General features: G+C 73.6%; 12 protein-coding genes. 4 read left to right on the forward strand and 8 right to left on the reverse strand.

The genetic code is table 11. The features are described 5' to 3' along the window. Positions 1-54 precede the first annotated feature (54 nt). Complete coding sequence (locus ACFSJS_RS15660; protein ID WP_380900689.1) at positions 55-1,074, reverse strand: helix-turn-helix transcriptional regulator; 1,020 nt, start codon at positions 1,072-1,074, stop codon at positions 55-57. 108 nt (positions 1,075-1,182) lie between these two features. Between ACFSJS_RS15660 and ACFSJS_RS15665 the strand changes: the two genes are divergently transcribed. Continuing rightward, positions 1,183-1,599, forward strand: coding sequence for a DUF3224 domain-containing protein (locus tag ACFSJS_RS15665; RefSeq protein WP_380900691.1), 417 nt, complete (start codon positions 1,183-1,185; stop codon positions 1,597-1,599). A gap of 25 nt (positions 1,600-1,624) precedes the next feature. Here the strand turns inward: ACFSJS_RS15665 and ACFSJS_RS15670 are convergent, their stop codons facing one another. From ACFSJS_RS15670 to ACFSJS_RS15695, 6 genes are all read right to left on the reverse strand, one after another. Beyond that, entirely contained in the window at positions 1,625-2,299 is a 675-nt protein-coding gene (locus ACFSJS_RS15670) for a uracil-DNA glycosylase (protein WP_380900816.1), read from the reverse strand. Positions 2,300-2,431: 132 nt separating this feature from the next. Continuing rightward, on the reverse strand, positions 2,432-4,012 hold the full coding sequence (locus tag ACFSJS_RS15675; protein ID WP_380900693.1) for an ABC transporter substrate-binding protein: 1,581 nt from the start codon (positions 4,010-4,012) through the stop codon (positions 2,432-2,434). Between the two features lie 335 nt (positions 4,013-4,347). Then, positions 4,348-5,103 (reverse strand): SDR family oxidoreductase, encoded by a 756-nt coding sequence (locus ACFSJS_RS15680; protein ID WP_380900695.1) that lies wholly within the window; start codon positions 5,101-5,103, stop codon positions 4,348-4,350. 55 nt (positions 5,104-5,158) lie between these two features. Beyond that, on the reverse strand, positions 5,159-5,920 hold the full coding sequence (gene fabG / locus ACFSJS_RS15685; protein ID WP_380900697.1) for a 3-oxoacyl-ACP reductase FabG: 762 nt from the start codon (positions 5,918-5,920) through the stop codon (positions 5,159-5,161). 289 nt (positions 5,921-6,209) lie between these two features. Then, entirely contained in the window at positions 6,210-6,605 is a 396-nt protein-coding gene (locus ACFSJS_RS15690) for a DUF3037 domain-containing protein (RefSeq protein WP_380900818.1), read from the reverse strand. Between the two features lie 8 nt (positions 6,606-6,613). Further along, positions 6,614-7,459, reverse strand: coding sequence for a HipA family kinase (locus ACFSJS_RS15695; RefSeq protein WP_380900699.1), 846 nt, complete (start codon positions 7,457-7,459; stop codon positions 6,614-6,616). A 214-nt stretch (positions 7,460-7,673) separates the two neighbouring features. Between ACFSJS_RS15695 and ACFSJS_RS15700 the strand changes: the two genes are divergently transcribed. Together ACFSJS_RS15700 and ACFSJS_RS15705 are read left to right on the forward strand one after the other, a co-directional pair. Then, entirely contained in the window at positions 7,674-8,288 is a 615-nt protein-coding gene (locus ACFSJS_RS15700; protein ID WP_380900820.1) for a TetR family transcriptional regulator, read from the forward strand. A gap of 615 nt (positions 8,289-8,903) precedes the next feature. After that, the gene (locus ACFSJS_RS15705; RefSeq protein ID WP_380900701.1) at positions 8,904-9,554 is read left to right on the forward strand and encodes a ScbR family autoregulator-binding transcription factor; all 651 of its coding nucleotides are present in this window, start codon (positions 8,904-8,906) and stop codon (positions 9,552-9,554) included. A gap of 52 nt (positions 9,555-9,606) precedes the next feature. On the opposite strand, the gene ACFSJS_RS15710 is transcribed toward ACFSJS_RS15705, so the two are convergent. Then, positions 9,607-12,945, reverse strand: a complete 3,339-nt coding sequence (locus ACFSJS_RS15710) for an AfsR/SARP family transcriptional regulator (protein ID WP_380900703.1) — start codon at positions 12,943-12,945, stop codon at positions 9,607-9,609. Between the two features lie 177 nt (positions 12,946-13,122). On the opposite strand from ACFSJS_RS15710, the gene ACFSJS_RS15715 reads away from it, so the two are divergent. Continuing rightward, positions 13,123-13,656: an SDR family oxidoreductase gene (locus tag ACFSJS_RS15715; protein WP_380900705.1), complete on the forward strand. Its 534-nt coding sequence runs from the start codon at positions 13,123-13,125 to the stop codon at positions 13,654-13,656. The last annotated feature ends 2 nt before the right edge of the window (positions 13,657-13,658 follow it).

A 13,658-nucleotide genomic window follows, 5' to 3' on the forward strand; every position in this document is an offset into this window, starting at 1 on the left:
TCTGCCTCGCGCGCCCGGCGTCCCGGGCCCGGTTCCGGCCGCCCGGGCCGGGAATCAGGTTCCCTCTCCGGTGCTCCGCCCGTACCGGCGGGCGAGTTCCCCCACCGCGTCCGCCACCGCCTCGCGCAGTCCGCCGGGCCCGAGCACCTCGGCGTCCGTACCCAGCCGCAGCAGGTCGCTCACCGCCACGGGCGTGCTCTCCACCGGCAGGACCACCCGCACCCACCCGTCCGCCTCCGGTTCGCCGGCCTCCGCCGCGGCCCGCGCGCCCGCGGACCCGAACTGCACGGGCAGCATCCGCAGGGCGCGCGGCGAGACGCGCAGGTGCGCCTCCCCGCGGTACCGGGCGTCCTCCAGCCGGCGCGAGGCGCCCTCCCAGTACGCGGCGAGGCCGAAGTCCGCGGGGCGCTCGAAGCGCTCGCCGGGGCCGCCGGCGGCCAGGATGCGCGAGACGCGGTAGGTGCGCACCGCTCCGTCCCCGTCCCCCTCCCCGGAGCCTCCGCCGCCGTCCGCGGAACGCGCGACGAGGTACCAGATCCCGCCCTTGAGGACGAGGCCCAGCGGCTGCAGTCCGCGGTGCACCTCGCCGCGCCACCGGCGGTAGTGGACGCGCAGGGTCCGCTGCTCCCACACCGCCTCGGCGACACGTCCCAGGTGCGGCACGGGGTCGGCGTCCCGGAACCAGGCGGGCGCGTCCAGGTGGAAGCGCTCGGAGACGCGCCGGGTGCGCTCCGCCAGCCGGGCGGGGAGCGCGGCGCGCAGTTTGAGCTGGGCGGTGGCCAGCCCGGCGCCCAGGCCCAGCTCGGCGGCCGCGGCGGGCGTCCCGGCGAGCCCCAGGGAGTCGGCCTCCGCCTCCGTCAGGCCGGTGAGCCGGGTGCGGTAGCCCTCCATGAGCCGGTAGCCGCCCTCCGGCCCGCGCTCGGCGAGGAGGGGGACCCCGGAGGCGGCGAGCGCCTCGGCGTCGCGGTAGACGGTGCGGACGGAGACCTCCAGCTCGGCGGCGAGTTCCGGGGCGGTCATCCGCCCCCGGTTCTGGAGCAGGAGCAGCATCTGCAGCAGGCGGTCGGCGCGCATGGCGCCAGTCTGCCGCCCGTACCTGACAGGAGGTGTCAGGTACGGGCGGGACAGTGGTGGCGTCCGGCGCGGGAGGGCCCGCGCCGTCCACCGCAGCAGAGGAGCCCCATGCCCACGCACACCACCGGCAGCTTCGCCTTCGCCGACTGGCAGGAGAAGGTCGTCGCGGAATCCGCGGACGGTCCGAAGCTGGCCACCGCCGTCGCCACCAACCACTTCACCGGCGGGATCGAGGCCACGGGGACGTCGTGCGCCTACACCATCGTCCACACCGCGGGCGGGCCCGGGCCGGCCGGCGGCTTCACCGGCCACGAGCTGGTCACCGGCACCGTCGGCGGCCGCCGGGGCAGCTTCGTCCTCGCCGAGCACGGCACCTTCGACGGGGACGGGACGGTGCGCTGCACCTTCGAGGTGGTGCCCGGCTCCGCCACCGGCGAGCTGGCCGGCCTGCGCGGGACGGGCGGTTTCACCGCCGTGCACGGCGAGCCGTCCGTCCCGTACGCCTTCGACTACGAGCCGGGCTGAGCCCGCCCGGCCCGCGCCGGCCCGGTCAGGCGTCCCCCAGGTCGGGGATGCACCAGTCGATCGGGGTGTGGCCCTGCGCCGCGATCGCCTCGTTGATCAGGCTGAAGGGGCGGGAGCCGAAGAACTTCTTCGCCGACAGCGGCGAGGGGTGGGCGCCCTGCACCACCACGTGGCGCCGGGTGTCGATCAGCGGCAGCTTCTTCTTCGCGTGGTTGCCCCACAGCACGAAGACGGCCGGGTCGGGGCGGGCGTCCACCGCGCGGATGACCGCGTCGGTGAACTTCTCCCAGCCCTTGCCCTTGTGGGAGTTGGCCTCCCCGGCCCGGACCGTCAGCACCGCGTTGAGCAGCAGCACGCCCTGCTCGGCCCAGGGCATCAGGTAGCCGTTGTCCGGGACGGGGCAGCCCAGGTCCGCGTGCATCTCCTTGTAGATGTTCCGCAGGGACGGCGGGATGCGCACACCGGGGCGCACCGAGAACGCCAGACCGTGCCCCTGCCCTTCGCCGTGGTAGGGGTCCTGCCCGAGGATCAGCACCTTGACCCGGTCGTACGGGGTGGCCGCCAGCGCCGCGAAGACCTCCTCCCGGGGCGGGTAGACCGGTCCGCGCGCCCGCTCCTCCTCGACGAACTCGGTGAGCTCCTGGAAGTAGGGCTTCTCCAGCTCCCCGCCGAGGACCTTCTGCCAGGACTCGGGCAGCATGCCGTTCACGTGAGACAACCTCCGGTGTGGGTTTCCGCGCGCCGCGCGTCGGCCGCGCGGCGCACCCCAGAACGTACCGGTGAGCGCCGACAGCCGCGCGTCACCGGGGCGTTGCCGGCGGCGTGGCCGGGCTCACCAGCTCTTCTTGCGGTCCAGCTCCCACAGCCGCATGATCGTCGAGGAGTCGATGCACCACTCCACGCCGGCGATGTCGTCGTGCGCGGCGATGTAGAGCTTGCCCTGCCACAGGGGCAGCAGCCGGGCGTCCTCGGCGAGGATCTCCTGGGCCCGGCCGAAGTCGTCGCTGACCGCGCCCCGGTCGCTCTCCTTGCGGGACCTGGGGAGCAGGGTTCCGGTGAGGACCTTGTGCTCGTACGGCGCGCCCAGGGCGTTCTCCTCGCCGACGAACGGCGCGATGTAGTTGTCGGCGTCCGGGAAGTCGGGGAACCAGCCGCGGCCGAACACCGGGTACTTCCCCTCGGCGATCCCCTTCTGCAGCTCGCGCCACTCGCGGCCCTCCAGGGTGACCTCGAACAGCCCGGAGGCCTCCAGCTGCCGCTTGATCTCGCCGAACTCGTCGGCGGTGACGGCGCCGTAGCGGTCGGTGGCGTACCACAGCGTCAGCCGGACCTTGCCGCCGATCCCCGCCTGGGCGAGGGTCTGCCTGGCCTTCTCCACGTCCGGTTCGCCGTACTCCTCGTAGAAGGCGCTGGTGTGGCCGGTGATCCCGCCGGGGACCATGGAGTACAGCGGGGCGGCGGTGCGCTTGTAGACGTTGCGGACCAGCGCCTTGCGGTCGACGACCTGGGCGACGGCCTTGCGGACGGCCGGGTCGGAGACCTCCTCGTGCTGCGGGTTGAAGACCAGGTAGCGGATCTCGGTGCCGTAGACCTCGTTGAGCTTGATGTCCGGGTAGTCGGTGCGGTTCTTCTCGAAGTCGGTGATCTGCTCGGGGGTCAGGCCGCGGTAGGTCAGGTCGACCTCGCCCTTCTTGAGGTCCTCGACCATCTTGGCGGAGTCCTTGAAGTACCGGACGGTGACGCCGGTGTTCTTGACCTCGGCGGAGCCGTTGTAGCTCTCGTTCCGCACCAGCTCGGCGAACTCGCCGTCCTTGTAGTCCTGCAGGCGGTACGGGCCGGAGCCGCTGATCTCGCTCGTCTCCAGCAGCCGGTCGGCCGGGAAGACGGCGGGGTCGACGATGGAGGCGGCGGGGGTGGCGAGCACCAGCGGGAAGGTGGCGTCCGGCCGCTTGAGGTGGAATATGATCGTCCGGTCGCCCGAGGTCTCTATGCGGTCGATGCTCTGCAGCAGCTGGGCCGGTCCGCTGTCGGCCGCGATGTCCAGCGTGCGCTCGAAGGAGTGCTTGACCGCCTCGGCGTTCAGCGGGTTGCCGCCCGAGAACTTCAGGTCCTTCTTCAGGACGCACCGGTAGACGCTGCTGACGGTGTCGGTGAACCCGCAGTGCTGGGCGGCGTCGGGCTCGGGGCTCCCGCTGGAGTTCGGGAAGTGCATCAGCGTCTGGTAGATGTTCCGGTACAGCTCCCACGAGCCGTCCCAGGCGCCGGCCGGGTCGAGGGTGCTCGGCGTGCTGGTCGTGCCGATCACGATCGCGTCCTCGGTCTCGCCTTCTCCGAGCAGCGAGCCGCATCCGGCGAGCAGGGTCGCTGTCACCAGCACGGCTGCGCCCTTGAGAGGCTTGTCCTGGCTGAACACTTGTACGCTCCTCGGTCGGCGATGCCACTAGTGCCTGGGGGGTGGAGACCGCCGGCCGACGAGGCGTGGCGCGCGCTGCGGCGCGCGCGGGCGTCCGCGCCTGCGGCGGGTTTCCGGCAGGCCTCTCGTGCCGACGATGGGGCAGACCTTACCGCAGCATGTGACGGAGCTGACAGGCTCCTGGACCGGGCAAGATCAGGGGTTCCGCACCGCACCGCACCGGGCGCGGACAGCACGCGGAGCGCGCGGAGGGGGAGGCCCGCCGCCTTGTGTCCCGGTTCGGGGACGTATGCCGGCGGAACCTCCCCCTCCTTCCGTCCTCGGGGGCCGGGCGGTCACTCCACCCCGGCGTTGAGGAGCATCCCGCCGTCCACCACGAGGGTCTGGCCGGTGATCCAGCCCGACTCCTCGGAGGTCAGGAAGGCGGCCGCGCCCCCGATGTCCCCGGGCTCGCCCAGCCGCCCCATCGGGTAGCGCCTGACGACCTCCTCCTCGCGCCCCTCGTAGAGCGCCGCGGCGAACTTCGTCTTCACCACGGCCGGAGCGATGGCGTTGACCCGCACGCCCGGCGAGAACTCGTGCGCGAGCTGGAGGGTGAGGTTGACCATCGCGGCCTTGCTGATGCCGTAGGCGCCGATGAAGGGCGAGGCGGACAGCCCGGCGATGGAGGCGATGTTGACGATGGTGCCGCCGTGCTCCTTCTGCCACGCCGCCCAGGTGCGCTGGGCGAAGCCGAGCGCGGAGAGCACGTTGGTGTCGAAGACCTTGCGGGCCGCGTTCAGGTCCAGCTCCGCGATGGGCCCGAAGACCGGGTTGGTGCCCGCGTTGTTGACCAGGTGGTCCACGCGCCCGAACGCCTCCATGGTGCGTTCGACGGCCTCCGCCTGGTGGGCCTCGTCGTGCGCCTTGCCGGCGACGCCGATGGCCCGGCCGGAGCCGAGGCGCTCGACGGCCTCCTTGAGCGCGTCCTCGTTGCGGCCGGTGATGCACACCCGGTCGCCGCGGGCGACGAGCGCCTCGGCGATGCCGTAGCCGATGCCCCGGCTCGCCCCGGTGATCAGGGCCACCCTGCCGCTGTCCTGCACTGCCATGTTGTCTTTCCGTTCCCTGGTGGTCCACCCCGGCGGACTGTCGTCCGTCCGGCCGTCAGTCGAGCGGGCCGCCGGCCACGTACAGCACCTGGCCGGAGACGAAGCCCGCCTCCTCGCCGGTGAAGAACGCGACGGCGTTGGCGACGTCCTCCGGCCTGCCGACCCGCTGGACGGGGATCTGGGAGGCGGCGGCCTTCTGGAAGTCCTCGAAGCCCATGCCGACGCGGGCGGCGGTGGCGGCGGTCATGTCGGTGGCGATGAAGCCGGGCGCCACGGCGTTGGCGGTGACGCCGAACTTGCCGAGCTCCTTGGCGAGGGTCTTGGTGAAGCCCTGGAGTCCGGCCTTGGCGGCGGCGTAGTTGGCCTGGCCGCGGTTGCCGAGCGCGGAGCTGGAGGAGAGGTTGACGATCCGGCCGAAGCCCGCGTCGACCATGTGCTTCTGGCAGGCCCGGGACATCAGGAAGGCACCGCGCAGGTGCACGTTCATCACGGTGTCCCAGTCGGAGTCGCTCATCTTGAACAGCAGGTTGTCGCGGAGCACGCCGGCGTTGTTGACCAGGACGGTCGGCGCGCCCAGCTCCTCGGCGACGCGGGCGACGGCGGCCTCGACCTGCTCGGTGACGGAGACGTCGCAGCCGACCGCGAGGGCCCTGCCGCCCGTGGCGGTGATCTTCTCCACGGTGTCCTTGCAGGCCGCCTCGTCCAGGTCGAGTACGGCGACGGCCCGGCCCTCGGCGGCCAGCCGGACGGCCGTGGCCGCGCCGATGCCGCGGGCTCCGCCGGTGACGATCGCGACGCGCTGCTCGGTGGTGGACATGCTGGTCTCCTCGCGCTCGAATGGGTGAGCAACCGCTTAGTACCTTCGGTGGACGTGACGCTAGAAGCACGGACACGCTCTGTCAACGCCTGGCAGCACCGGTGAGGCCCAGCCCACGCCGGGCCGCGCACCGCGGGCGCGCCGGGCCGCGGCGGGGCTCCGCCGAGGCCGGTCCCGGAGGCGGCGAGGGGGCGCATGCTCAACTGTCATGCGCCCCCTCGGACGGCGCTGCCCGCCGGGCCGGCCGCTCCGGCGTTCCGGGGAGCCGGCCGGTGCGGACCCGGCGCCGTCAGCGCACCAGCAGGTCCAGCAGCCGCTCGGCCTCGGCCTCGGGATCGGCGGTCAGCCCGGTGTGCACCGGCCCCGGCTGGACGACCGTGGAGCGGGGCGCCACCAGCCAGCGGAAGCGCCGCCCGGCGTCGTCCCCGGCGGCCTGCCCGGCCCCCTCGCCACCGCGGCAGACGCACTCCACCGCGTGCAGCGCCGCCCGCACGCCGTCGACGTCGGCCTCCGGGTCGAGCGCCCTCAGCCGCCCGACGTCCAGATGGGTGCGGGCCGCGACGAAGGACCGGGCGCGGCAGTAGAGGACCACCCCGGCGTTCATCGTCTCCCCGCGTTCGACCCGCGGGACGACGCGCAGGAGGGCGTACTCGAAGACGTCGCGCTCCGCCGCGCGTCCCGGCATGCGGCCGCTCACCGCGCCCCTCCGTCCTTCTTCAGTCCGCTCACGGCCTCCGCCCAGTCCCGCAGCCAGCCCGGCGCCCTGGAGGGGCCGTCCTGGCTGCGCCGCCCGACGGTGATCCGCTCGTGGACCGTACCGGCCCGCGCGGCCAGCACCTCCACGTAGGCCCGCCGCACCTCGTCCGGCGTGCCGAACCCCGGCTCGTCCGCCAGCCACTCGTCGGGGACGTCGGCCGCGCACTCGGCCAGCAGCTCCGCCGTCACCCGCGGCGCCAGCTCGGCGGCGGCCGCGGCGATGTCGGGGCCGGCGGGCGCCAGGACGTGGTCGGAGGCGTCGTAGGGCTTGTCGGCCGCCCTGGCCGCGGTGGGCCAGTTGTGGTGCCAGATCAAGGTGGCGCCGTGGTCGATGAGCCACAGGTCGCCGTGCCAGACGAGCAGGTTGGGGTTGCGCCAGGAGCGGTCGACGTTGCCCACCAGGGCGTCGAACCACACCACGCGCCCGGCTTCCCCGGGCCCCACCGCGTAGGCGAGCGGGTCGAAGCCGATCGAGCCGGGCAGGAAGTCCATGCCCAGGTTCAGCCCGCCGCTGGCCTTCAGCAGTTCCTGCACCTCCTGGTCGGGCTCGCCCAGGCCGATCACCGGGTCGAGCTGCATGCGGACCAGGTCGGGCACGCGCAGGCCGAGCCGCTGGGCGAGCCGCCCGCACAGCACCTCGGCCACCAGGGTCTTGCGGCCCTGCCCGGCGCCGGTGAACTTCATGACGTAGGTGCCCAGGTCGTCGGCCTCGACGATGCCGGGCAGCGAGCCGCCCTCGCGCAGGGGTGTCACATAGCGCGTGGCGGTGACTTCGGGGAGCATTTCCCCAGGCTATCCAATGTGTCGCCCGTGCAATCCGCGGGACTCCGGGCCCATAATCCGAACCCCCGCCTCGACGCCGTTCGGGAGCTTTCGTCGGCACCGGCCTTCGTATGACGCACCATCTCCCGGTCTCCGCAAGGGGTTCGGTCTCGACTCGGAAAAAATTCTTCGGAGGCTGTTATTCTGAGTGACCGAGCGTCACCGGAGGGGCATGATGGCGAAACAAGAGAGAGCTCTCAGGACTCAGGAAAGGTTTTTAGACGCGTCGGCTGACGAGTTCTCGCGGTACGGCTACGCAGGGGCCAACCTGCAACGCATCGCAGCCCATGTCGGCATGACCAAGGGTGCTCTGTACGCCCACTTCCCTTCCAAGGACGCGCTTGCCGCCGTGTTCACCTCCGCGCTCGACCAGATCTGGCACGAGTTGCTGCAGGAGGTGGGCGACGGCGACCCTCCCCTGACGAACCTGCACCGCGTCACGGCCGGCTTCGTGTGCCGCATGCACACGGACATCCGGTTCCGCGCCGGTCTCCGCCTCGTCTGCGAGGAGGCGTGCTCCCGAGGGGAGACCCCGGCGGTGATAGCCAACCTGTCGGACGCACTGACCCGGATCATCAGCGACGCGCAGGAGCAGGAGGAACTGGCCGCCACGCACAGCCCGGAGCTGATCAGCTCGCTGGTCCTGTCGCTGATCTTCGGTACGTACTACACGGTACCGCCGGACGAGCCCCGCAACGGCACCGAACAGGTCTGCCAGATACTGCGGTTGCTCTCGCAGAACACCACGGCGCCGGCCGACCGGTGCGAGGGGCCCTCCACCGCGCGGTGAGCACCGGCCCGCCGCGCACCGCACGACCCCGGTGCGCGGCAGCCGCGCGGGCGCCGGCGCCGGTCATGGCGGTGCGCCACCGCGCACCGACCGTCAACTTCCAGTCACGCCACGCATCGCACGTCTCCGGCGAAACCCTCCCGGCTGCCCGCTTCCGGCTTCCGGAACCGGGGCCCGGAATGTCCCCGCGAAGCCTGTGAGCTCGAAGAAGAGCGGGCTCCTCGGTGAACGGGGGCCCGCGCCCGCCTGTTGACGCCGCCGCTCAGCGCGATCACGCCATACTTGAGCCTTCGATTTTCCGCCATTTTCAAGTAAGATTCCTTCCCAACGGTATGTAACCGAACCGCCGACTATGCCCGAAACCGAGGCGAGGCAAGGCATGGAGTGTTCCGTTTCCCGGCGGGACGGCGACGGCCCGAAGACCCCGGCGCACACAGGGCGTGGACGGACCGGAAGGGCCCGGGGCTCGGTCGGCGGCCGCGGAGCACGTCGCGCGGAGCGACGGCCGGACGGGGCGGCGCACCACCGGTGCGCCGGACGGACAGGAGCCCGCCGGATCACCTCGGCAGGCAACAGGAAGTCACTTCCGCGAAGAGCATCGGAACGGTACAGCACGTGACCTCATGGCCACTGGTTTCCCATCAGGAGAAGGCGCTCAAGCAGGAGCGGGCGGTACGGACGCGGGAGCGCGTGCTCAACGCCGCCGCCAAGGCGTTCGCCGTCAAGGGGTATCCCGCCGTCACCATTTCGGACGTGGCCCGCTCCGCGGGAATGACCAAGGGCGCGGTTTACTTCCACTACGCCAACAAGGAAACCCTCGCCATCGCGGTGACCGACCTGTTCTACCGCCGGATCGCAGCCCTCTCGGATTCCGTCGAGGAGTTGGGGCTCCCTCCGGTCAGCTCCGTGATCGAACTCCTGGTCCGGACGGCCGTGGCGTTCCGCGACGAGACCGTGCTCCAGGCGGGGGCACGCCTGCAGTTGGAGCGGCAGTTGATCGGCGCCCGGCTCCCGGTCCCGTACGAGGCGTACACCGACCTGATCACTTCCTGGCTGGCGAGGTGGAAGAAGGCGGGCCCACGGGACGAATCCTTCTCCCCCGCCACGCTCGCCACCGTGCTGGTGTCCGCCTTCTTCGGCACGCAGTACATCTCCTGGACGCTCGACAGCCACGCCGACCTCCCGGAGCGGACCATCACGATGGTGCGGACGATCATTCCCTGCGCCGAGGAGGACATCGAGCTGTGCCCGTCCGCGCGCCGCTGAGGGGCGGGGATCCGGGCCGCGACGGACGGCGGTCCGGGGCGGCGGGGCACCCTCACCCCGCACCGTCCGCCGGCCAGCCGAGCGTCGCACACGCGTGGCGCACCGCCTCCTCGGCGGTCAGCCGTGCGCCGCGCTCGAACGCCTCCGCGAAGGCGGCCTCGCCCAGGGTCTCCCGAGCCGCTGCCGCGATGCGGTCGACGTCGCCGCGCTCGGCGGCCGGCAGCGGGGCTCCCAGGCCGCGGCGCGCCGCGTCCGCCGCCCCGAGCAGCACCGCCGCGCACGCGGCCGCGCGCCCGTACGCGTACCCGAGCAGCGCCGCCGCGCCCGCCAGGCCCTCCAGGGAGAGGGCGAGAGCGCGCGGCTCGCCCAGGGAACGGGCGATGGTCAGGCCGCGCAGGTGGCGGGCGACGGATCGGTCCGCGTCACCGCGGAGCTCCGCGACGAAGCCGAGCTCGGCGAGGAGCAGGTGGTCGCCCGCCTCCGAGGACACGTCGGCGTAGCCGTCGCGGATGTGCAGCAGGTGCGCCTCGGCGGCGTCGAGGTCGCCGGAACGGCGCGCGCCGAGCGCGAGGCCCATCTCCGAGTGGATCTCGCCGTACTTGTAGCCCTGTTCCACGGCGATGCGACGCGCCTGCTCGTGCAGGTCACGGCCCCGCTCCCAGTCGCGGGCCAGCAACGCGAGCCGGCCGAGTCCGGACAGCCGGGCCGACACCTCCGTCTCCAGGCCCAGTTCCCGCGCTATTCCCAGCCCCTCGCGCTGGCGACGTGCCGCGGCGTCGTAGTCACCCCTGATCTCGGCGAGCGCGGCGAGCGGCGAGACGGTCTGCAACTCCCCCCAGCGGTCCCCCAGTCCGCGGAAGAGTTCAGCGCTGCGCAAGCCGTCGCGGCCGAGTCCTGTGAGGTCCCCGCGGATCAGGGCGAGTGTCGCCCGCAGGCCGAGGGCGGCGGCAGTCCCCCACCGGTCGCCCGCCGCGGTGAAGAGGTCGAGGGCGCGCGTGTTCAGCTCACCGCCGGCAGCGGCTTCGCCCGCGCTGAACATCCCGTACGCGCACAGCCACAGGGCACGGGCGCGGCGCACGGGGTCGGGGACGGCGTCGGCGGCCGCGACGAGGTCCGTCTCGGTGTGGTCGCCGGTGAGCAGCGCGAACGCGGCGTGCAACAGGGCGATCTCGGGCGCGCTGCCGTCGGCGGCGGCCAGGACGGCCGCCAGGCTGCGGCGGGCCTCGGTGAGGCGGCCGCGCAGCAGCCACCACCAGGACAGGGCGGTGGCGAGCCTCACCGCCTCGGCGGCCCCTCCCTCGGCCGGCCGGCGGATCCCCTCGTCGAGTGCCGCGCGTAGATTGCCGGCCTCGGCGTCCAGGCGAGCGAGCCAGATCCGCTGGTCCGCCCCCCGCAGCCGGGGCTCGGCACGTTCCGCGAGGGCGAGGTAGTAGCGCAGATGGCGGTCGCGTACAGCGGTGAGGTCCTCCATCTCGTGCAACCGTTCCGCCGCGTACGCGGTGACGGATTCCAGCAGCCGGTAGCGGGGCCCGGTGGGGCCGTCCACCACGACCACCAGTGACCGGTCGACCAGCCGCGTCACCAGGTCGAGCACTTCCTCGCGGGCGACGCCCTCGCCCGCGCACGTCGCCTCGGCGGCTTCCAGGTCGCAGCCGTCGCTGTGCACCGCGAGGCGGCGCAGGACGATCCGCTCGGGCGCGCTGAGCAGCTCCCAGCTCCAGTCGATCATCGCCCGCAGGGTCTGCTGGCGGGCGGGCGCGCCGCGCTGCCGGGAGGTCAGCACCCGGAACCGGTCGCCGAGCCGGACCGCCAGTTCCCTCAGCCCCAGGACGCGCACCCGGGTGGCGGCGAGTTCGAGGGCGAGCGGGATGCCGTCGAGGCGGCGGCAGATCTCGGCGACGGCCTCGCGGTCGGACGCCTCCCGGTCGAGGCGGAAGCCGGGGGTGGAGGCGGCGGCGCGTTCGGCGAACAGGCGTACGGCGTCGGCGGTCCCCAGGGGCTCGACCAGGAACACCGCCTCCCCCGCCAGGCCGAGCGGTTCCTGGCTGGTGGCCAGCACGCGCAGGCCGGGGGCGGTGCGCAGGAGCAGCTCGGCGAGTTCGGCGGCGGCGTCGACGACGTGCTCGCAGTTGTCCAGGACGAGCAGGGCGCGGCGGTCCCGCAGCGCGGCGGCGAGGCGGTGCGCGGGGGACCGGTCCGCGGCGCCGGTCCCGTTGCCCGGCAACGCGGAGGGGGCGTCCTCCCGGATGCCGAGGGTGGCGGCGACCACCTGGGCGAGGTCGGCGCTGGTCCCGGCACGGACGCCCGCGAACTCCACCAGCCAGACGCCGTTGGGATGCCTGCCGGCCAACGTGGCGGCCGCCGCCACGGCCAGGCGGGTCTTGCCGACGCCTCCGGGCCCGGTGAGGGTCGCCAGGCGCACGGCCTCCAGGAGCCGGGAGAGCCGGGCGAGGGCCTGGTCGCGGCCGATGAGGGGGGTGAGCGGGACGGGCAGGTTCGAGGTGGGGTCCGCCGCAGGCGGTGCCGCCGTCGGCACGCCCGCCGTGCCGGACGCCGGCTCGGACGGTTCGGGGGCCGGCGCGGGCGGTGGTGCGGCCGGCGCGGAAGCCGTCCCGTTCCGGGCGGGGTCCGGTGCCGCGGAGGCCGGGCCCCGGCGGAGCCCCGGGTCCTGACGGAGTACCGCCTGGTGCAGTGCGCCGAGTTCGGGACCGGGGTCGACGCCCAGCTCCTCGGCCAGGTGGGCCCGCAGGTCCTCGTACGACGCGAGGGCCTCGCTCTGCCGGCCCGCGAGGTAGAGCGCCCGTATCTGGACGGCGCGCAGGCGTTCCCTCAGCGGGTGCCGGGCCACCAGGTCGGCCAGCTCCCCCGCGAGGAGCACGTGGTCCCCCGCCGCCAGGCGCGCCTCGGCCTGCTCCTCCAGGACGGACAGCCTCTGCTCCGCGAGGCGGTGCGCGGGCCCCCGCGCGAACTCCTCGTCCGCGAAGTCCGCGTACGCGGGCCCCCGCCACAGGCCGAGGGCCTCGGTGAGCAGCGCGGCGCGCGCGTGGGGATCGCGTACGGAACCGGCCTCGGCCACGAGGGCGCGGAAGCGGTCGGCGTCCACCTCGTCGGCGGCCGGGTCGAGCCGCAGGCGGTACCCCGGCCCCTCCCGCACCACACGGTCCCGGCCGAGGACCCGGCGCAGCTGGGAGACCTTGGCCTGGAGGGCTCCCGTCGGCTTCCCCGGCGGCTCCCCGCCCCACAGGTCGTGAACGAGGCGGTCCGCGGAGACCGGATCCCCGCCGTGTGCGAGCAGGTCCGCGAGCAGCGTCCGGACCTTGGCCTCGGGGACCCTGATCGCCTCTCCCCTGTCGTCCCACACCGCGAGTGGTCCGAGCACCCCAAACCGCATGTGAGCAACCGTACACGTCCGGTCCGGTCCGCGGTCCTCCCCGTCCGTCCCCCGAAGGGGCCGTCAGCGGACCGTCAGCGGCTCCGAAGCTCGGCCGAAGCGCCTTGGCGCACAGTCTTGTCCGCCGGATGACATGGCGCTCCCGGACGCACAGGGCGCCGGAAGGGAGCGGCGGGCATGCCCAAGTACGCAGGGAGAAGGGCGGTCGTCGTCGGCCAGGCCACCAGTATCGACCTGGCCATCGCCAAGCGCCTCGTGGAGGGGGGCGCGGAGGTCCTGCTGGCCGCCGGCACCCCGCACGAGCGCGCGTACGCGAGCGCCGAGTTGGGCTCCGCCGCCCGGGTCGTCACTCCGGCCGCCGTCGGGCACGGTCCCTGGTCGGACGGCGAGGGCGTCGACTTCGTGTTCGCCGACACCGTGGCCACGGCGCGCCCGCTGCTGCCGTACCTCAGGGACGGCGGCGGGGTCGTGCTCACCACCCCGGCCGCCGTGCACGAGTTCGCCGCCGAACTGGCCTCCCGCGGCATCCGTGTCAACGCGGTGGCGCCGGGCTGTATCGAGGCGTCGGCGGACGGCACCGCGCCGCTGCCGCCGCTCGGCCGTCTCGGCTCCGCCGAGGAGGTGGCCCGTGCCGCCCTGTTCCTGGCGACGGACGCGACGTTCACGACCGGCGCCCGGCTTCCCGTGGACGGCGGTCTCGGCACCCCGTGACC

Origin of the sequence: Streptomyces desertarenae, from assembly GCF_042681365.1 — a bacterium.
Classification (GTDB): Bacteria; Actinomycetota; Actinomycetes; order Streptomycetales; family Streptomycetaceae; genus Streptomyces; species Streptomyces desertarenae.

Bases quoted from the DNA above. Each gene is read 5' to 3' on its own strand.
- ACFSJS_RS15660 (WP_380900689.1), bottom strand. From the start codon at position 1,074: ATGCGCGCCGACCGCCTGCTGCAGATGCTGCTCCTGCTCCAGAACCGG.
- ACFSJS_RS15665 (WP_380900691.1), top strand. From the start codon at position 1,183: ATGCCCACGCACACCACCGGCAGCTTCGCCTTCGCCGACTGGCAGGAG.
- ACFSJS_RS15670 (WP_380900816.1), bottom strand. From the start codon at position 2,299: ATGCTGCCCGAGTCCTGGCAGAAGGTCCTCGGCGGGGAGCTGGAGAAG.
- ACFSJS_RS15680 (WP_380900695.1), bottom strand. From the start codon at position 5,103: ATGGCAGTGCAGGACAGCGGCAGGGTGGCCCTGATCACCGGGGCGAGC.
- fabG (WP_380900697.1), bottom strand. From the start codon at position 5,920: ATGTCCACCACCGAGCAGCGCGTCGCGATCGTCACCGGCGGAGCCCGC.
- ACFSJS_RS15690 (WP_380900818.1), bottom strand. From the start codon at position 6,605: ATGCCGGGACGCGCGGCGGAGCGCGACGTCTTCGAGTACGCCCTCCTG.
- ACFSJS_RS15695 (WP_380900699.1), bottom strand. From the start codon at position 7,459: ATGCTCCCCGAAGTCACCGCCACGCGCTATGTGACACCCCTGCGCGAG.
- ACFSJS_RS15700 (WP_380900820.1), top strand. From the start codon at position 7,674: ATGGCGAAACAAGAGAGAGCTCTCAGGACTCAGGAAAGGTTTTTAGAC.
- ACFSJS_RS15710 (WP_380900703.1), bottom strand. From the start codon at position 12,945: ATGCGGTTTGGGGTGCTCGGACCACTCGCGGTGTGGGACGACAGGGGA.
- ACFSJS_RS15715 (WP_380900705.1), top strand. From the start codon at position 13,123: ATGCCCAAGTACGCAGGGAGAAGGGCGGTCGTCGTCGGCCAGGCCACC.